Origin of the sequence: Mycobacterium senriense (assembly GCF_019668465.1) — a bacterium.
Classification (GTDB): Bacteria; Actinomycetota; Actinomycetes; order Mycobacteriales; family Mycobacteriaceae; genus Mycobacterium; species Mycobacterium senriense.
This window is the reverse complement of the sequence record NZ_AP024828.1, coordinates 1,187,247-1,205,140: the sequence shown is the minus strand read 5'-3', so window position 1 is coordinate 1,205,140 and position 17,894 is coordinate 1,187,247. Positions and strand designations below refer to the sequence as shown.

Annotated in this window: 15 protein-coding genes and 2 pseudogenes; 7 read left to right on the top strand and 10 right to left on the bottom strand. The window is 67.3% G+C overall.

Annotation, left to right across the window (positions count from 1 at the left end):
* The first annotated feature begins 17 nt into the window (after positions 1-17).
* Entirely contained in the window at positions 18-1,271 is a 1,254-nt protein-coding gene (locus MTY59_RS05800) for a chloride channel protein (protein WP_221044829.1), read from the top strand.
* A 22-nt stretch (positions 1,272-1,293) separates the two neighbouring features.
* Here the strand turns inward: MTY59_RS05800 and MTY59_RS05795 are convergent, their stop codons facing one another.
* The gene (locus tag MTY59_RS05795; RefSeq protein ID WP_221044828.1) at positions 1,294-2,136 is read right to left on the bottom strand and encodes a MaoC/PaaZ C-terminal domain-containing protein; all 843 of its coding nucleotides are present in this window, start codon (positions 2,134-2,136) and stop codon (positions 1,294-1,296) included.
* Positions 2,137-2,145: 9 nt separating this feature from the next.
* Complete coding sequence (locus tag MTY59_RS05790; RefSeq protein WP_221044827.1) at positions 2,146-3,510, bottom strand: 3-oxoacyl-ACP reductase; 1,365 nt, start codon at positions 3,508-3,510, stop codon at positions 2,146-2,148.
* Positions 3,511-3,662: 152 nt separating this feature from the next.
* Here MTY59_RS05790 and MTY59_RS05785 point away from each other — a divergent pair, with 152 nt between their 5' ends.
* Positions 3,663-4,997 (top strand): acetyl-CoA C-acetyltransferase, encoded by a 1,335-nt coding sequence (locus tag MTY59_RS05785; RefSeq protein WP_221044826.1) that lies wholly within the window; start codon positions 3,663-3,665, stop codon positions 4,995-4,997.
* A gap of 333 nt (positions 4,998-5,330) precedes the next feature.
* Here MTY59_RS05785 and MTY59_RS05780 read toward each other — a convergent pair whose 3' ends face one another.
* Complete coding sequence (locus MTY59_RS05780) at positions 5,331-7,166, bottom strand: acyl-CoA dehydrogenase (RefSeq protein ID WP_221044825.1); 1,836 nt, start codon at positions 7,164-7,166, stop codon at positions 5,331-5,333.
* 200 nt (positions 7,167-7,366) lie between these two features.
* Between MTY59_RS05780 and MTY59_RS05775 the strand changes: the two genes are divergently transcribed.
* Together MTY59_RS05775 and MTY59_RS05770 are read left to right on the top strand one after the other, a co-directional pair.
* On the top strand, positions 7,367-8,380 hold the full coding sequence (locus tag MTY59_RS05775; protein WP_221044824.1) for an isopenicillin N synthase family dioxygenase: 1,014 nt from the start codon (positions 7,367-7,369) through the stop codon (positions 8,378-8,380).
* Positions 8,381-8,463: 83 nt separating this feature from the next.
* Positions 8,464-8,952 carry a flavin reductase family protein gene (locus MTY59_RS05770; protein ID WP_221044823.1) on the top strand — a complete coding sequence of 163 codons (489 nt, stop codon included), beginning with the start codon at positions 8,464-8,466 and terminating at the stop codon, positions 8,950-8,952.
* A gap of 13 nt (positions 8,953-8,965) precedes the next feature.
* Here MTY59_RS05770 and MTY59_RS05765 read toward each other — a convergent pair whose 3' ends face one another.
* From MTY59_RS05765 to MTY59_RS05745, 5 genes are all read right to left on the bottom strand, one after another.
* Positions 8,966-9,130 (bottom strand): hypothetical protein, encoded by a 165-nt coding sequence (locus MTY59_RS05765; RefSeq protein WP_221044822.1) that lies wholly within the window; start codon positions 9,128-9,130, stop codon positions 8,966-8,968.
* A 129-nt stretch (positions 9,131-9,259) separates the two neighbouring features.
* Positions 9,260-10,006 carry a succinate dehydrogenase/fumarate reductase iron-sulfur subunit gene (locus MTY59_RS05760; protein WP_221044821.1) on the bottom strand — a complete coding sequence of 249 codons (747 nt, stop codon included), beginning with the start codon at positions 10,004-10,006 and terminating at the stop codon, positions 9,260-9,262.
* On the bottom strand, positions 10,003-11,922 hold the full coding sequence (locus MTY59_RS05755) for a fumarate reductase/succinate dehydrogenase flavoprotein subunit (protein ID WP_221044820.1): 1,920 nt from the start codon (positions 11,920-11,922) through the stop codon (positions 10,003-10,005). Before MTY59_RS05755 ends, MTY59_RS05760 begins: the two co-directional genes overlap by 4 nt.
* Positions 11,923-11,965: 43 nt before the next feature.
* Entirely contained in the window at positions 11,966-12,793 is an 828-nt protein-coding gene (locus MTY59_RS05750; protein ID WP_221044819.1) for a hypothetical protein, read from the bottom strand.
* An 81-nt stretch (positions 12,794-12,874) separates the two neighbouring features.
* Positions 12,875-13,180 (bottom strand): hypothetical protein, encoded by a 306-nt coding sequence (locus MTY59_RS05745; protein WP_221044818.1) that lies wholly within the window; start codon positions 13,178-13,180, stop codon positions 12,875-12,877.
* A gap of 106 nt (positions 13,181-13,286) precedes the next feature.
* Between MTY59_RS05745 and MTY59_RS05740 the strand changes: the two genes are divergently transcribed.
* Complete coding sequence (locus MTY59_RS05740; RefSeq protein ID WP_221044817.1) at positions 13,287-14,048, top strand: isocitrate lyase/PEP mutase family protein; 762 nt, start codon at positions 13,287-13,289, stop codon at positions 14,046-14,048.
* A gap of 68 nt (positions 14,049-14,116) precedes the next feature.
* Here the strand turns inward: MTY59_RS05740 and MTY59_RS27905 are convergent.
* Positions 14,117-14,272: pseudogene (locus MTY59_RS27905) on the bottom strand (Hsp20/alpha crystallin family protein); the annotation flags it as partial.
* A pseudogene (locus MTY59_RS27625) lies at positions 14,265-14,704 on the bottom strand (Hsp20/alpha crystallin family protein); the annotation flags it as partial. The pseudogenes MTY59_RS27905 and MTY59_RS27625, both read right to left, overlap by 8 nt.
* A 227-nt stretch (positions 14,705-14,931) precedes the next feature.
* Here MTY59_RS27625 and nirB point away from each other — a divergent pair.
* Positions 14,932-17,514 (top strand): nitrite reductase large subunit NirB, encoded by a 2,583-nt coding sequence (nirB, locus tag MTY59_RS05725; RefSeq protein ID WP_221044816.1) that lies wholly within the window; start codon positions 14,932-14,934, stop codon positions 17,512-17,514.
* A gap of 10 nt (positions 17,515-17,524) precedes the next feature.
* Entirely contained in the window at positions 17,525-17,893 is a 369-nt protein-coding gene (gene nirD, locus MTY59_RS05720) for a nitrite reductase small subunit NirD (RefSeq protein ID WP_065027815.1), read from the top strand.
* Position 17,894 lies beyond the last annotated feature (1 nt).

Sequence of the window (17,894 nt, the reverse complement as noted above, 5' to 3'; positions counted from 1 at the left end):
TCGGTCAGGTGGCCCGCATGAGCGCTCTCCGCTCGGACCGCGGCAACCTCGACTTCTTTTGCGCGGTAATCATCGTCGGGTTGCTCGCCGGAGTTGCCGGATTGGCGACGACCTACGTGCTGCGCCTCGCCCAGCACGCCACCTACCACTACAGCTTCGGCGCGCAGCTGGCCGGAGTCGCCGCCAGCAGCCAGATACGCCGGGTGGTGGGCCCGATGATCGGCGCCGCCTTGGCGGGCCTGGGCTGGTGGTTGTTGCGACGGCGGGCCGAGGTGCCCCCACTGGCGCAGACCATCGCCGCCCGCAAACCCGTGCCGAGGCTTTCGTGGAGCATCGACGCCCTGCTGCAGGTGCTGCTCGTCGGATCGGGGGCGTCGTTGGGGCGAGAAGGGGCCCCGCGTCAATTCGCCGCAGCGCTAAGCGATTTGGGAATCGGATGGCTCAAGCGGCTCGGACCGCGCGACCGCGAGGTCCTGCTGGCGTGCGCGGCGGGCGCCGGCCTGGGCGCGGTGTATGCGGTGCCGCTGGCCGGTGCGCTGTTCTCGTTCCGGATCCTGCTCACCACTTGGCATCCGCGCGCGGTGGGCGCGGCGTTTCTGTCCTCCGGCCTGGCGGTCGCCGTCGGTTCGGCCATCACCCGCGATCAGCCCAACCTGCGGTGGCCGGTCGAGGAGTCGACGTATCTGCTGACCGCGCACGGATTGCTGCTCGCGCCGGTGGCTCTCGCGGTGGGTCTGGCCTTCAACCGGTTGATGGCCGTGGCACGCCCGGTCCGCCAGGTGCGGACTCCGCTGCTCATCCCCGCGCTCGCCGGGGCCGGCCTGGTGATGGGGATCTGTTCGCATTGGTGGCCCGAGCTGCCCGGCAACGGCCGCAGCATCCTCACGGTCAGCCTGGCCAGCGGCATGACCCTGCTGTCGGCGCTGGCGATACTGGCGCTCAAACCCCTACTGACCGCAGTGTTTCTGCGGGCCGGCGGTGCGGGCGGGTTGCTCACCCCGTCGCTGGCCACCGGTGCCGCCGCCGGGGCGGCGCTGATCTTGACGATCAACGCGGCGACCGGTACCCACCTGCACGTGCCGGCGGTGTCGCTGGCCGGCGCGGCCGGCGTGCTCGCGGTGACGCAGGGCTCACCGATCTGGGCGGCGATCTTCGTCTGGGAACTCGCCCGGCCACCGCTGTGGCTGTTCCTGCTTTTCCTGCTGACCGCGACCAGCGCCCACGGTCTGAAACTGCTTGCGCAGGGCCGCACTTCGACGCACCCGGGCTAGTGGCGGATCGCCACCGTCGGCATTAGAGCGCCCGGACCGTGCCGGTCAGGTGCGGGTAGCCCTTGGCGATGTTGCGCAGGGAAATGTCCCACCCGCCGTCGTGCTCGTCGATGTAGAGCCCCGCGGTCGCGGGCAGCACCACCGGCTTGCCGAACCGCACCGAATACCGGACGGCATCGGGAATCTGCGCCTCGACATTGGCCAATACTGCTGCCGCGCTGAACATTCCGTGCGCGATCACCGTCGGGAACCCGAATAACTTCGCCGCGACCGAGTTGGTGTGAATCGGGTTGTGATCGCCCCCGACGTCGGCGTAGCGCCGGATCAGCCCCGGGCTGATGCGCAACACGGTCGACGGCGGCGGCAGCTTGGGCTGCTTCTGCGGGGGCGGCTTGGGTTCGTCGGACAGGCTGGTCCGCTGCTGGTGCAGGAAGGTCGTCACCTGGTGCCAGGCGGTGTCGTTGCCGACGCTGACATCAGTGACCAGATCGACCAGTAGGCCCTTGCGGTGCTCGCGCAGGTTCTCAGCGTGCACGCGCACGCCGACGGTGTCGGTGACCGCGATCGGGCGGTACTGCGTGATGTGGTTCTCGGTGTGCACCGCTCCCATTGCGGCGAAAGGGAAGTCGAATCCGGTCACCAGTGACATCAACGCCGGAAAGGTCAGCGCGAACGGGTAGGTCAGCGGCACGTGATTGCCGTAGCGCAGACCGGTGACCCCCGCGTACTCGGCCACGTTCGCGCGATCGATCGGCAGTTCCTCGATGGTCACCGTGCGGGTGGGCAGCTCGCTTCCGCGCGACACCACGGGCAGCGCCCCGGCGGCGGCGCGCAGCATGTTCTTCAGGCCGCTTGGCTGATTCATGACGTTCTCCTATGCGCCCAGCATGGCCTGGCCGCAAACGCGAATGACGTTGCCCGTCACCGCATTCGAAGCCGGGCTGGCGAAGTATGCGATGGTTTCCGCGACGTCCACGGGCTGCCCGCCCTGAAGCAGCGAGTTCATCCGGCGTCCGACCTCGCGGGTGGCCAGCGGGATGGCGGCCGTCATCTGGGTTTCGATGAATCCCGGCGCGACCGCGTTGATCGTGATGCCCTTGCCGTAGAGCTCCGGGGCCAGCGACTGGGTGAGGCCGATCATTCCGGCCTTCGTCGTCGCGTAGTTGGTCTGGCCGCGGTTACCGGCGATGCCGGCCATCGACGACAGGCCGATCACCCGGCCACCCTCACCGAGGGTCCCGTTGGCCACCAGCCCTTCGGTAAGACGCAGCGGGGCAAGCAGATTGACGGCCAGAACGGCGTCCCAGCGGGCGTCGTCCATGTTGGCCAACAGCTTGTCGCGGGTGATGCCCGCGTTGTTGACCAGCACGTCGGCGCGGCCGCCGTGGTGTTCGCGCAGGTGCTCGGTGATCTTGTCGACGGCGTCGGAGGCGGTGACGTCGAGCCACAGCGCGGTGCCGCCGACCCGGCTGGCTGTCTCGGCCAGCGCCTCGGCGGCCGATTCAACGTCGATCGCGACCACGCGCGCGCCGTCCCGGGCGAACACCTCGGCGATCGTCGCACCGATTCCGCGGGCCGCGCCGGTGACGATGGCGACCTTGCCGTCCAGCGGACGCTCCCAGTCGGCCGGGGGCGTGGAGTCCGCGTCCCCGATGTAGAAGACCTGACCGTCGACGTAGGCGGACTTGGCCGACAGGATGAACCGCATCGTCGATTCCAGGCCCGTCGCGGCGGGTTTGGCGTCCGGCGAGAGATAGACCAGGGCCGCCGTGGCACCGTTGCGCAGCTCCTTGCCCAGCGAGCGGGTGAAGCCCTCCAGCGCGCGCTGCGCGATCCGCTCGTGCGGGCTGGCGGCGGCGTCGGGCGTGGTGCCGACCACGGCCACGCGCGCGGAATGGCCCAGATTGCGCAGCAGGGGGGTGAAGAACTCGTACAGCCCCCTGAGCCCCTCGGGCGTGGTGATGCCGGTGGCATCGAACACCAGGCCGCCGAACTTGTCGGCCCACCGACCGCCCAGGTTGTTGCCCACCAGGTCGTAGTCGGCGTCCAGCGCCGCGCGCAGCGGTTCGACGACCCTGCCCTCCCCGCCGATCAGCAGCGCCCCGGCCAGCGGCGGTTCACCCGCGCGGTAGCGGCGCAGCGTCTCGGGTTGGGGAACGCCGAGCTGCTTGGCGAGAAACGATCCAGGACCGGAATTGACGATCTGAGAGAACAGATCGGACGAAGCCTTGGGAGCCACCGGAGCTACCTTCCATGTTCTTGCGAAGTCGGGGTATGCCTACAGCACAACCGTATCGAGGACGAACTTACTGCAGAGTAAGAACAGTGGGTAGTATGGCCCCAGACGGGCGATTCCCAAACCGACAGATCGCAAAAACACGGAGAAGAATAGTGGCCCCTGCAAGTTCTGAGGCAAGCAAACAGCGCAGTTCCGAGCGGCGCCGCGTGGCCGTCCTGGGCGGCAACCGCATCCCGTTCGCCCGGTCCGACGGGGCCTACGCGGAGGCGTCCAACCAGGACATGTTCACCGCCGCCCTGGGCGGGCTGGTGGATCGCTTCGGGCTGGCCGGCGAACGGCTGGGCGTGGTGGTCGGCGGCGCCGTGCTCAAGCACAGCCGCGACTTCAACCTGACGCGCGAATGCGTGCTGGGTTCGCAGCTGTCGTCCTACACGCCCGCGTTCGACCTGCAGCAGGCCTGCGGGACCGGGTTGCAGGCGGCCGTCGCCGCCGCCGAGGGCATCGCGGCCGGACGCTACGAGGTGGCCGCCGCGGGTGGCGTCGACACCACCTCCGACGCGCCCATCGGCCTGGGCGATAACCTGCGCCGCACGCTGCTCAAGTTGCGCCGGGCCAAGTCCAACGTGCAACGGCTGAAGCTGGTCGGCACGCTGCCCGCGACGCTGGGCGTCGAGATCCCGGTGAACAGCGAACCCCGCACCGGGCTGTCCATGGGGGAGCACCAAGCGCTGACCGCCAAGAAGATGGGCATCAACCGCGTCGCCCAGGACGAGCTGGCCGCCGCCAGCCACCGCAACATGGCCGCCGCGTACGACCGCGGCTTCTTCGACGACCTTGTCACTCCGTTTCTGGGGCTGTACCGCGACGACAACCTGCGCGCGGACTCGTCTGCGGAGAAGCTGGCGAAGCTGCGTCCGGTGTTCGGTGTGAAGGCCGGTGACGCGACGATGACCGCCGGCAACTCGACTCCGCTGACCGACGGGGCGTCGGTGGCGCTGCTGGCCACCGACGACTGGGCGGCCGCTCATTCGTTGACGCCGCTGGCCTACCTGGTCGATTCGGAGACCGCGGCGGTCGACTACGTCAACGGGCGCGACGGCCTGCTGATGGCCCCGACGTACGCGGTGCCGCGGTTGCTCGCCCGCAACGGCCTGAGCCTGCAGGACTTCGACTTCTACGAGATCCACGAGGCGTTCGCGTCGGTGGTGCTGTGCCATCTGCAGGCGTGGGAGTCCGAGGAGTACTGCAAGGAGCGGCTGGGCCTGGACGCCGCGCTGGGCTCGATCGACCGGTCCAAGCTCAACGTCAACGGGTCCTCGCTGGCCGCCGGGCACCCGTTCGCGGCCACCGGCGGGCGGATCCTGGCCCAGGCGGCCAAGCAGCTCGCCCAGCGCAAGGCCGAGCAGAAGGGCGGCGGCACCGTGCGTGCCCTGGTCTCGATCTGCGCGGCCGGCGGCCAGGGCGTCGCCGCGATCCTGGAGGCATGACGGGTCGTCCGCACGCCGCCCCTGGTGGCTCCGCTCCGGCGATGAGTTGAGTCACATCGGGTTAGTCGGATGGGGGTGCGGGTATTCGACCCACCGGATGGCCCCGTGTTGTGGTCTGACCCCCCGACCCCGACGGCAATACGGGGCATCCCCCGAATGCGAGCGTTGGTTCGTTTTGCACGGACCGGCGTACGAAAAGGGCCGCCGCTGGTTTGAGGGGATCCAGCGGCGGCCTTTTTACTGTCTACCAGCGTGCCTTCTGCGCCCGCTAACTGCGACAAGTCCCCCGCCTCGGGGGCGAAGCGGGGGACTTGTCGTGTCGTTCGCGTCGGCCTAGAAGGCGGCCTCGTCGAGCTCCATGATGTCGTTGTCCAACGTGTCGATGACCTCGCGAGTGCTGGTCAGCAGCGGCAAGAAGTTCTTCGCGAAGAACGATGCCACCGCGATCTTGCCCTCGTAGAAGGACCGCTCCTCGCCGCTGGCACCGGCGTCCAGCGCGGCCACGGCAACCGCCGCCTGACGCTGCAACAGCCAGCCGATGACCAGGTCACCGACGCTCATCAGGAAGCGCACCGAACCCAGACCCACCTTGTACAGGCTGGTCACGTCCTCCTGCGCTGCCATCAGGTAACCGGTCAGCGTCGCCGCCATCGCCTGCACGTCGGTCAGCGCCTTGGACAGCAGCTCCCGCTCGGTCTTCAGGCGGCCGTTGCCGGACTCGCTGTCGACGAACTTCTGGATCTGCTCGGACACGTGAGCCAGCGCCACACCCTTGTCGCGGACGATCTTGCGGAAGAAGAAGTCCTGCGCCTGGATGGCGGTGGTGCCCTCGTAGAGCGAGTCGATCTTGGCGTCGCGGATGTACTGCTCGATCGGGTAGTCCTGCAGGAAGCCGGACCCACCGAAGGTCTGCAGGCTCTCGGTGAGCTTGGCGTACGCCTGCTCCGAGCCCACACCCTTGACGACCGGCAGCATCAGGTCGTTGACCTTGACCGCCAGCTCGGCGTCCACCCCGTGCAGGGCCTCGGCCACGGCCGAGTCCTGGTAGGTCGACGTGAACAGGTACAGCGCGCGCAGACCCTCGGCGTAGGCCTTCTGGGTCATCAGCGACCGGCGCACGTCCGGGTGGTGCGTGATGGTCACCCGCGGTGCGGTCTTGTCGGTCATCTGGGTCATGTCGGCGCCCTGCACGCGAGACTTCGCGTACTCCAAGGCGTTCAGGTAGCCGGTCGACAGGGTCGCGATGGCCTTGGTGCCGACCATCATTCGGGCCTGCTCGATGACGTCGAACATCTGCGCGATGCCGTTGTGCACCTCGCCGACCAGCCAGCCCTTGGCGGGGACGTCGTGCTGTCCGAAGCTCAGCTCGCACGTCGCCGAAACCTTCAGGCCCATCTTGTGCTCGACGTTGGTGACGAAGACGCCGTTACGCTCGCCCAGTTCACCGGTCTCGAAGTCGAACAGGAACTTGGGCACGAAGAACAGCGACAGACCCTTGGTGCCCGGACCGGCGCCCTCGGGGCGGGCCAGCACCAGGTGGAAGATGTTCTCGAACAGGTCGCCGGAGTCGGCGGAGGTGATGAACCGCTTGATGCCGTCGATGTGCCAGGAGCCGTCCTCCTGCTTGACGGCCTTGGTCCGGCCCGCGCCGACGTCGGACCCGGCGTCCGGCTCGGTGAGCACCATGGTGGCGCCCCAGCCGCGCTCGGCGGCAAGGACGGCCCATTTCTTCTGCTCTTCGGTCGCCAGCTTGTAGAAGATGCTGGCGAATCCGGCGCCGCCGCCGTACATCCAGACCGCCGGGTTGGCGCCCAGGAGGTGCTCGTGCAGTGCCCACAGCAGCGCCTTGGGCATCGGCACGCCGCCGAGCTCTTCTTCGATGCCGACCTTGTCCCAACCGGCCTCGATGACGGCCTGAACCGACTTCTTGAATGATTCCGGCAGCGTCACCGAGTGCGTCTTCGGGTCGAAGACCGGTGGGTTGCGGTCGCCCTCGACGAACGACTCCGCGACCGGGCCCTCGGCCAGCCGGCTGATCTCGTTCAACATTTCGCGGGCCGTGTCGGCGTCCAGATCGCTGTACTCGCCTTGGCCCATTGCCTTGTCAACGCCCAGAACTTCGAACAAGTTGAATACCTGGTCGCGCACGTTGCTCTTGTAGTGGCTCACTACGGTCCTCCTCGTTGAGAATGCCACTTGTGGTTGGGTACTACTTCTAAGTTACCCACCAGTAACACCGCTAAAATATCGCTAGCGTCAGCGGTATGCAAGCCAATGTGAGCTAGATTTCATTGTCTAATTAACCAACCGGTTGGGAACCTGCAGGTCATGCCGTCGGAATCCGATTTACCTGCGACGATGCCGCGCACATGACCGGTGTGCGTGGCGTCACTGCGCTGCCCGTCGTAGACCTGCGGGCCGACCCCGGCCGGCTGCGCGACGGTCTGCGCGAGACCGGCCACGAGGTCGGCTTCTTCTATCTGACCGGGCACGGCGTACCGCCGGACTTGGTGACACGCGTCCTGGACGCCGCGCGCCGGCTGTTCGCGCTGCCGCACCCCGACAAGGACGCCGTCGCGATGGTGCGCAGCCCCCACTTCCGCGGATACACCCGGCTCGGCGGCGAGCTGACCCGCGGGGAGGTGGATTGGCGCGAGCAGATCGACGTCGGGCCGCAACGCCCGCCGATCGGCGGGCTGGACAAGTCCGACTATCGGTGGCTGCAGGGCCCCAACCAGTGGCCGGCCGCGCTGCCGGACCTGCCCGGGATCGTCGCGGAGTGGGACGCCGCGCTGTCCGCGGTGGCCCGCACCCTGCTGCGGCACTGGGCGGCCGCGCTGGGCAGTCCGTCCGACGTGTTCGACGCGGCCTTCGCCGAGGCGCCGGCCACGCTGATCAAGATCATCCGCTACCCGGGCAGCGCCGCCAGCGCGCAGGGCGTGGGCGCGCACCGCGACTCTGGGGTGCTGACCCTGTTGCTGGCCGAGCCGGGCAGCACGGGCCTGCAGGTGCGGCCGGCCAGAAACTCCGATGACGGCTGGATCGACGTGCCGCCGCGCGAGGGGGCGTTCATCGTCAACATCGGTGAATTGCTGGAGGTGGCCACCCGCGGGTACCTGCGGGCCACCGAGCATCGGGTCAACTTGGCGGGGCCCGCGGGCGAGCGCATCTCGGTGCCCTACTTCTTCAATCCGCGCCTGGACGCGCGGATCCCGGTGCTGTCGCTGCCCGACGAGCTCGAGGCACACGCGCAGCGCGTGGACGATCCATCGGATCCGATCTTCGCGGTCTATGGTCGCAACGCCTGGAAGAGCAGGCTGCGGGCCCATCCGGATGTGGCCGCCGCGCACGGATATTCGGCAGAACGCTTAGAAAACGGGTAAGGGTGGCCGTGCCGGAGTGAGCGGCGCCGGGTAGGGTCGTTTGCGATAAATCCCGTCTCCGGCTGTAGGGGCAAATAGGTCCGGTGAACTCGAACAACAAGCTGACAGCGTCGTCACTTCGTGAGGCCTTCGGTCATTTCCCATCCGGAGTGGTGGCGATCGCCGCCGAGGTGAACGGAACCCGGGAAGGCCTGGCGGCCAGTACCTTTGTCCCCGTCTCGCTGGACCCGCCGCTGGTGTCGTTCTGCGTGCAGAACACCTCGACGACATGGCCCAAGCTCAAGGATCGGCCGATGCTGGGCATCAGCGTGCTCGGCGAGGAGCATGACGAGGCCGCGCGCACGCTGGCCGCCAAGACCGGCGACAGGTTCGCGGGATTGGAGACGGTTTCCCGCTCCACGGGTGCGGTTTTCATCAAGGGCACCGGCCTCTGGCTGGAGAGCGCGATCGAGCAGCTGATCCCTGCCGGCGATCACACCATCGTGGTGCTGCGGGTCAGCGAGGTCACGGTGGACGCCGACGTGGCGCCCATCGTGTTCCATCGGAGCGTTTTTCGCCGACTCGGCGCGTAATCGCCTCGCCCGGCTAGGGGCGGTGGCTCAGCTCGTCCCGAAAGCCCTGGATGCGGCTCTCGAGTTCGGCAGCGTCGCTGTACCGGCCTTCTTTGTTCGCGAGCTGGGCGCGCACCGACAACTGCCGAATGGCGGTGCGAATGTTGTTGATGCTGGCGGTTTCTCGCCTGGGGTCCATGAACTGCCTTCCCGGTCGTGAGTAGCTGGCCGCACGAGGCGGCCCGACAGGATGCAGTTTGGTTACCCGGGTCCCGCGACGGCCTAACGTGCCATACCGGATCGGGCCCGGATTACCGCGGCGTGGAGCTCAGCGACGGAACAGCTTGTTACCGAGCCACACCACCGGGTCGTACTTGCGATCGGCGACCCGCTCTTTCATCGGGATCAGCGCGTTGTCGGTGATCTTGATGTTTTCCGGGCAGACCTCGGTGCAGCACTTGGTGATGTTGCAGTAGCCCAGGCCGTGCTCGTCCTGAGCGTCGTTGCGCCGGTCGCGGGTGTCCAGCGGATGCATCTCCAGCTCGGCGATCCGCATCAGGAAGCGGGGGCCGGCGAACACCTTCTTGTTCTCCTCGTGGTCGCGGACCACGTGGCACACGTTCTGGCATAGGAAGCACTCGATGCACTTGCGGAACTCCTGGGACCGCTGCACGTCCTCCTGCGCCATCCGGTACTCCCCGGGCTGCAGGTCCTTGGGCGGCGCGAAAGACGGGATCTCGCGGGCCTTTTCGTAGTTGAACGACACGTCGGTGACCAGGTCGCGGATCACCGGGAACGTCCGCAGCGGCGTGACGGTGACGACCTCGTCCTCGGCGAACGTGGACATCCGGGTCATGCAGAGCAGGCGCGGCTTGCCGTTGATCTCGGCCGAGCAGGAGCCACACTTGCCCGCTTTGCAGTTCCACCGGACCGCCAGGTCGGGCGTCTGGGTCTGCTGCAGGCGATGGATGATGTCGAGGACGACCTCGCCCTCGTTGACCTCGACCGTGAAGTCCTGCAGGCCGCCGTCGGCAGCGTCGCCGCGCCACACCCGCATCGTCGCGTTGTAGGTCATTTGCCACTCCGTCCTGGGTGCCCGGCGAGTTCTTCGTCGGTGTAGTACTTCTCCAGCTCGGCGATGTCGAACAGTTCCAGCAGATCGGGCCGCATCGGCGTCTGATCCTTCTTCGTGATGGTGATGTCGGGAATCACCTCGTCGCCGCCGCCGGCCGCCTCGCAGACCAGCAGCACCTTGCGCCACGACGAGTCCATCGCCGGGTGGTCGTCGCGGGTGTGCCCGCCGCGGCTCTCGGTGCGCTGCAAGGCGGCCTTGGCGACGCACTCGCTGACCAGCAGCATGTTGCGCAGGTCGATGGCCAGGTTCCAGGCCGGGTTGTACCGGCGCTGCCCCTCCACGTACAGGTTCTTGAACCGCTCACGCAGCTTGTCCAGCCGCGCCAGGGCCTCCGCGACTTCGTCGGCGTTGCGGATGATGCCGACCAGGTCGTTCATCGACTGCTGCAGCTCCAGCTGCAGGGTGTAGGGGTTCTCCGGTGCGCCGCTGGCCGGTGCCTCGAAGGGGGACAGTGCCCGTTTCGCCGCCCCGTCGACGGCGCCGTCGGCGATCGTCGGGCGGCTGCTCAGGGCCCGCACGTAGTCGGCTGCGCCCAGCCCGGCCCGCCGGCCGAACACCAGCAGGTCCGACAGCGAGTTGCCGCCGAGCCGGTTCGAGCCGTGCATACCGCCGGAGCATTCGCCGGCGGCGAACAAGCCGGGGACGGTGGCCGCTCCGGTGTCGGCGTCCACTTCGACGCCGCCCATCACGTAGTGGCAGGTCGGCCCGACTTCCATCGGCTCCTTGGTGATGTCGACCCCGGCCAGCTCCTTGAACTGGTGATACATCGACGGCAGGCGGCGGTTGATCTCCGCGGGCGCCAGCCGCGACGCGATGTCCAGGAAGACGCCACCGTGTGGGCTGCCCCGGCCGGCCTTGACCTCGGAGTTGATCGCGCGCGCGACCTCGTCGCGCGGCAGCAGGTCCGGAGTGCGGCGGGCGGAGTCGTTGTCCTTGAGCCACTGGTCGGCTTCTTGTTCGGACTCGGCGTACTGGCCCTTGAACACCGACGGGATGTAGTCGAACATGAACCGCTTGTCGTCGGAGTTCTTCAGCACCCCACCGTCACCGCGGACACCTTCGGTGACCAGGATCCCCTTCACGCTGGGCGGCCACACCATGCCCGTCGGGTGGAACTGGACGAACTCCATGTTGATCAGCGACGCGCCCGCCCGCAGGGCCAGGGCGTGGCCGTCGCCGGTGTACTCCCAGGAGTTCGAGGTGACCTTGAACGACTTGCCGATCCCGCCGGTGGCCAGCACCACCGCGGGCGCCTCGAACAAGATGAAGTTCCCGCTTTCGCGGATGTAGCCGAACGCCCCGGCGATCGCGTCGCCGTCCTTGATCAGCTCGGTGATCGTGGTTTCGGCGAACACCCGGATCCGGGCCTCGTAGTCGCCGAGCTCGGCGTAATCCTCTTGCTGCAGCGAGACGATCTTCTGCTGCATGGTGCGGATCAGCTCCAGGCCGGTGCGGTCACCGACGTGGGCCAGCCGAGGGTAGGTGTGCCCGCCGAAGTTGCGCTGGCTGATCTTGCCGTCCTTGAGGCGATCGAACAGCGCGCCATAGGTTTCCAGCTCCCAGACCCGGTCCGGTGCTTCCTTGGCGTGCAGTTCGGCCATGCGCCAGTTGTTGAGGAATTTCCCACCGCGCATCGTGTCGCCGAAGTGGGTCTTCCAGTTGTCCTTCGGGTTGGTGTTGCCCATGGACGCCGCGCAGCCGCCCTCTGCCATCACCGTGTGAGCCTTGCCGAACAGGGACTTGCACACCACCGCGACCCGCAAACCCCGTTCGCGCGCTTCGATTACCGCACGCAGTCCGGCGCCGCCGGCACCGATCACGACCACGTCGTACGTGTGCCGCTCGATTTCAACCATGAAACCCTCGCTAGCTAAATCTGATTTATTCGGGAATGGCTTGTCAGCCAACAAATCTCAGGTCAGTGATGGCGCCGCTGGCCACTAGCGCGATGTAGAAGTCGGTGAGCATCAGGGTGCCCAGCGTGATCCACGCGTACTGCTTGTGCCGGGTGTTAATTTTGCTGACCTGGGTCCAGATCCAGTACCGCACAGGGTGTTTGGAGAAGTGCTTGAGCCGGCCGCCGGTGATGTGCCGGCAGGAGTGGCAGGACAGCGTGTAGACCCAGAGCATGATGACGTTGCCGACCATGATCACGTTGCCCAGGCCAAACCCGAATCCACCGGGTCCGTGATCGGAATGGAACGCCACGATCGCGTCGTAGGTGTTGATCACAGAGATGATGCCGGCGATGTAGAAGAAGTACCGGTGGGAGTTCTGAATGATCAGCGGGAGTTTGGTCTCGCCGCTGTAGTGCACGCGGGGCTCGGCCACCGCGCAGGCGGTGGGCGACTGCCACACCGTGCGGTAATAGGCGCCGCGGTAGTAGTAGCAGGTCAGCCTGAACAGCAGCAGGAACGGCAGTGTCAGCGCCGCGAACGGCAACCACCAGACGTTCGGCAGGATTTGCGGCCAGAAGTCGCTGGCACCGCCGCAAGCGTTGCTGAGACATGGTGAGTAGAACGGCGTCAGGTAATGGTATTGCGCGACGAAGAAGTCACCCCGCTGGAACGCCCGCGCTGTCGCATAAATAATGAATGCGGCGAAGCCGAGATCGATTCGCAGCGGCGACATCCACCACCGGTCGGTGCGCAGGGTGCGTTGCTGGATACGGGCGCGCGTGGGTGAAAAGACACCGGACGCAGGACGGTTCGCCGTAGGTGCGCTCATTTAGTGTGTTCCTCTTCGAACGGGCTGTAGGTCGAAGGGTACACAGATACAAGGCCCCCTTTTCTGGGGGGCTTGACTTGTTCAGGCCCTGTTGTGACCGCCGACACCCTCGTCGTCGACGTCGCGCCAGAATTCGCTGTCGTACTGGGTGTCTGGAATGACGATCTTCTCGCCGGACTGCTGCACGGTGGCGCCTGCCAGGTCCAATTCGGACACGTCGGTGTCGAGCAGCTCGACGTCGGACATGATGCGGTCGGCGTCGATGACGATGCGCCGCATGGCCGGGCTGTCACCGTATCGGGCCCGCAGGGAGCTCACGCACCGCCGCAGGCCGCCGATGAGGTCGTGCAGTTCGGCGAATTCGGTCGTGCCAGTCGTGCTCGTCAACGGATCTCCTCGGCAGTGTTTCGGATCACAGTACGCCCTCGATACTATCCACGGCATACGCCAGACGTCAGGCCGTTGAGCCCGGATGCCGAGGGAGCAAACACCTATGACGGGACCCGCCACACCCGCCGAGCGCGCCGCCACGCTGCTGGAACTGCACCGGCCGGGCGACCCGGTCATCCTGCCGACCGTGTGGGATGCGTGGTCGGCGCGGCTGGCCACCGGTGCCGGGTTCGCCGCCCTCACGGTGGGCAGTCACCCGATGGCCGACTCGATCGGCAAACCCGACAACGAGGGCATGTCGTTCGACGACGTCCTCACCCGGGTCGCACAGATCACCGCCGCGGTCGACGTCCCGGTGTCGGTGGACATCGAATCCGGCTACGGGCAGCCGGCGGGCCGGCTGATCGAGGGCCTGCTGAGCGTAGGGGCCGTCGGGCTGAACATCGAGGACACCGTGCACTCGGAGGGCAAGCGGTTGCGGTCTGCCGACGAACACGCGGAGCTGGTCGGGGCGCTGCGGTCGGCCGCCGACGCGGCCGGGGTGCATGTCGTCATCAATGCCCGGACCGATCTTTTCCTGCGCCAGGACGGCGAGGCGTCCGATCGCGTCGACCGCGCGGTGGCGCGGTTGAATCAGGCGGCGGCCGCCGGCGCTGACGTGCTGTATCCGGTGGGCCGCCACGACCCCGACACATTGCGGCGCTTGACCGCCGAGTTGGACCTGCCCGTCAACGCCATCGCCCTGCCCGACCAGGACGACCCCTCGTCCTTCGGCCCGCTGGGCGTGGCGCGCATCAGCTTCGGGCCGTTCCTGCAGGCCGCGCTGGCGGCCCGGGCCAAGGAGCTGCTGGCTCGCTGGGGCTGATGCGCTGAATCCGGCGGAGTCGTTGCGGCTCCGCCGGATTCGGCTACTTGTCTCCGAACTGGCGGAGACTATTTGGTGATCTCGATGCGCTGAGCCTGGTTCCCGGCTGGATCTTTCAGGGCACCGGCGACCCGCACCGTCAGCACGCCGGCGTCGTAGGTCGCCGTGATGGCGTCGCCGGTGACGTGGGCGGGCAGCTGGAACGACCGGCGGAACGATCCGTATGCGCTGAGCCTGGTTCCCGGCTGGATCTTTCAGGGCACCGGCGACCCGCACCGTCAGCACGCCGGCGTCGTAGGTCGCCGTGATGGCGTCGCCGGTGACGTGGGCGGGCAGCTGGAACGACCGGCGGAACGATCCGTACCGGATCTCCCGCAGCGTGCGGGCTTCCTTCTCTTCCGAACGCTGATCGCGGTGCTCGCCGTGGATGACCAAGCGCCCGCGGTCGACCTCCACGTTGACGTCCTGGTCGACGTCAACGCCCGGGAGCTCGACACGTACGATCGCGTCGTCGCCGTCCTTGACGATCTCGGCGCCGGGCTTGAAACCGCTGTTCGCCGGAGTGTTCCAGTCCGCCGCGGCGGCGGGGCCGAAAAGTCGCGCAACCACCGGTCGGTGTCCCAGGCCGGCCGAGACCACAATGCGAGGCCACTCATGGCGCTTCCCTTCTAATTCCTTGAGCTTCGTTGTGAGATTCCTGTGACCGGCGCCTGCGCGGCCGGCTATTAGGGCAAACCTGAGTCGACCCCGCTGAAGTTCCACCTCGTCGTTCGCCGCCGGCGAACGATCACTCACAGACCTTCCTGTGAGTTGTGAGATCCTCGTCATAGGACCGTGACATTGCGCGAAAAGAACGTAATTTCTGGCCGTTACTCTCAAAGCCATGTCTGCAGACGGGATTTCGCGAGCCAGCTGTGCGCCTCGTCACATCATCGTAGTCGGACATGGCATGGTGGCTCACCGGTTCGTCGAGGCGCTCCGCGCCCGTGACACCGAGGGACTGTGGCGCATCACGGTTTTCGCCGAGGAGACCGACGCGGCCTATGACCGCGTGGGACTGACCTCCTACACCGAAAGCTGGGATCGCAAGCTATTGGCATTGCCGGGCAACGAATACGAGGGTGACGAGCTGGTCCGGCTGGTGCTGAACCAGCGGGTTACCGAAATAGACCGCGCCGCAAAGACGGTGGTCACCGCCGACGGCCAGCGGCACGGCTACGACACCTTGGTCCTGGCGACCGGGTCGTACGCCTTCGTGCCGCCGGTGCCCGGCCACGATCTGCCCGCCTGCCACGTGTACCGCACGCTGGACGACCTCGACGCCATCCGCGCGGACGCCCAGCGCACGGTCGAAACCTCACACGTCACCGCGGCTGTCGTGATCGGTGGCGGCCTGCTCGGGCTGGAAGCCGCGAATGCGTTGCGTCAGTTCGGATTGCAGACCCACGTCATTGAGATGATGCCGCGGCTGATGGCCCAGCAGATCGACGAGGCCGGCGGCGGGCTGCTGGCCAGGATGATCGGCGAGCTCGGCATCTCGGTGCACGTCGGCACGGGCACTGAATCGATCGAGGCGGTTGACCATTCGGACGGCACCACCTCGGTGCGGGTAAGCCTGACCGACGGCCAGGTCATCGACGCCGGCCTGGTGATCTTCGCGGCCGGCATCCGGCCGCGCGACGAGCTGGCCACCGCCGCCGGGCTGACGCGCGCCGAGCGCGGCGGGGTGCTCACCGACGTGGCCTGCCAGACAAGCGATCCCGACATCTACGCGATCGGTGAGGTCGCCGCGATCGGCGGCCGCTGCTACGGCCTGGTGGGGCCGGGCTACACCTCGGCGGAGGTGGTGGCCGACCGGCTGCTGGACGGCGTCGCCGAGTTCGGCGAGGCAGACCTGTCCACGAAGCTCAAACTGCTGGGCGTCGACGTGGCCAGTTTCGGCGACGCGATGGGGACGACCGAGAACTGCCTCGAGGTCGCCATCAACGATGCGGTCAATCGGACCTACGCCAAGCTGGTGCTCTCCGACGACGCCAAGACGCTGCTCGGCGGCGTGCTGGTCGGCGACGCCTCGTCCTACGGGGTGCTGCGGCCCATGGTCGGCAGCGAGCTGCCCGGCGACCCGCTGGCGCTGATCGCGCCGGCGCAGTCCGGCTCCGGCGCGGCGTTGGGCGTTGGGGCGCTGCCGGATTCGGCACAGATCTGCTCGTGCAACAACGTCACCAAGGGCGACCTGAAGTGCGCGATCGCCGACGGCTGCGCCGACGTTCCCGCGCTCAAGGCGTGCACCTCGGCCGGCACCTCGTGTGGGTCGTGCGTCCCCCTGCTCAAGCAGCTGCTGGAAGCCGAGGGCGTGGAACAGTCCAAGGCGCTGTGCGAGCACTTCAGCCAGTCGCGCGCGGAGCTGTTCGAGGTCATCTCGGCCACCGAGATCCGGACCTTCTCGGGTCTGCTGGAGCGTTTCGGCCGCGGAAAGGGTTGCGACATCTGCAAACCCGTGGTGGCCTCCATTTTGGCTTCCACCGGGTCGGATCACATCCTGGAAGGCGAGCAGGCCTCGCTGCAGGATTCCAACGACCACTTCCTGGCCAACATCCAGAAGAACGGCAGCTACTCGGTGGTGCCGCGGGTTCCCGGTGGTGACATCAAGCCCGAGCATCTGATCCTGATCGGTCAGATCGCCCAGGACTTCGGGCTTTACACCAAGATCACCGGCGGGCAGCGGATCGACATGTTCGGGGCCCGGGTGGACCAACTGCCGGAGATCTGGAAGCGCCTGGTCGACGGCGGCATGGAATCCGGCCACGCCTACGGCAAGGCGCTGCGCACGGTGAAGAGCTGCGTGGGCACGGACTGGTGCCGGTACGGGCAGCAGGATTCGGTGCAGCTGGCCATCGATCTGGAATTGCGTTACCGCGGACTGCGGGCGCCGCACAAGATCAAGATGGGCGTCTCGGGTTGCGCGCGCGAGTGCGCCGAGGCCCGGTCCAAGGACGTCGGCGTCATCGCCACCGAAAAGGGCTGGAACCTCTACGTCGGCGGCAACGGCGGTATGACGCCCAAGCACGCGCAGTTACTGGCCAGCGACCTGGACACCGAAACGCTGGTCCGCTACGTCGACCGGTTCGTCATGTACTACATCCGGACGGCCGACCGGCTGCAACGCACGGCGCCGTGGGTCGACTCGCTCGACGGCGGGCTCGACCACGTGCGCGAGGTGGTGTGCGAGGACTCGCTCGGCCTTGCCGAGGAATTCGAGGCCGCAATGGAGCGGCATGTCGAGAACTACAAGTGCGAATGGAAGGGCGTGCTGGACGACCCGGACAAGCTGTCGCGGTTCGTGTCGTTCGTCAACGCCCCGGACGCCGTCGACTCGACGGTGGCGTTCACCGAGCATGCCGGCCGCAAAATCCCTGTGTCCATTGGCATGCCGCGGGTTCGTGAAGCGACAACTCCGGAGGAATGAGGAAGGCATCATGACACTTCTCAATGACATCCAGGTGTGGACCAGCGCTTGCGCTTACGACCACCTCATTCCGGGTCGCGGCGTCGGCGTGCTGCTGGACGACGGTTCCCAGGCTGCGTTGTTCCGGCTTGACGACGGCTCGGTGTACGCGGTGGGCAACGTCGACCCGTTCTCCGGTGCCGCGGTGCTCTCCCGCGGAATCGTGGGCGACCGCGACGGCTGCGTCACGGTTCAGTCGCCCATCTTGAAGCAGGCGTTCTCGCTCGAAGACGGTTCCTGCCTGGACGATCCAGCCGTTTCGGTGCCGGTCTACCCGGTGCGGATCACCGACGACGGCTACGTTCAGGTCGCGCGCGACTACCAGCCGCGGGCTGCCTGAG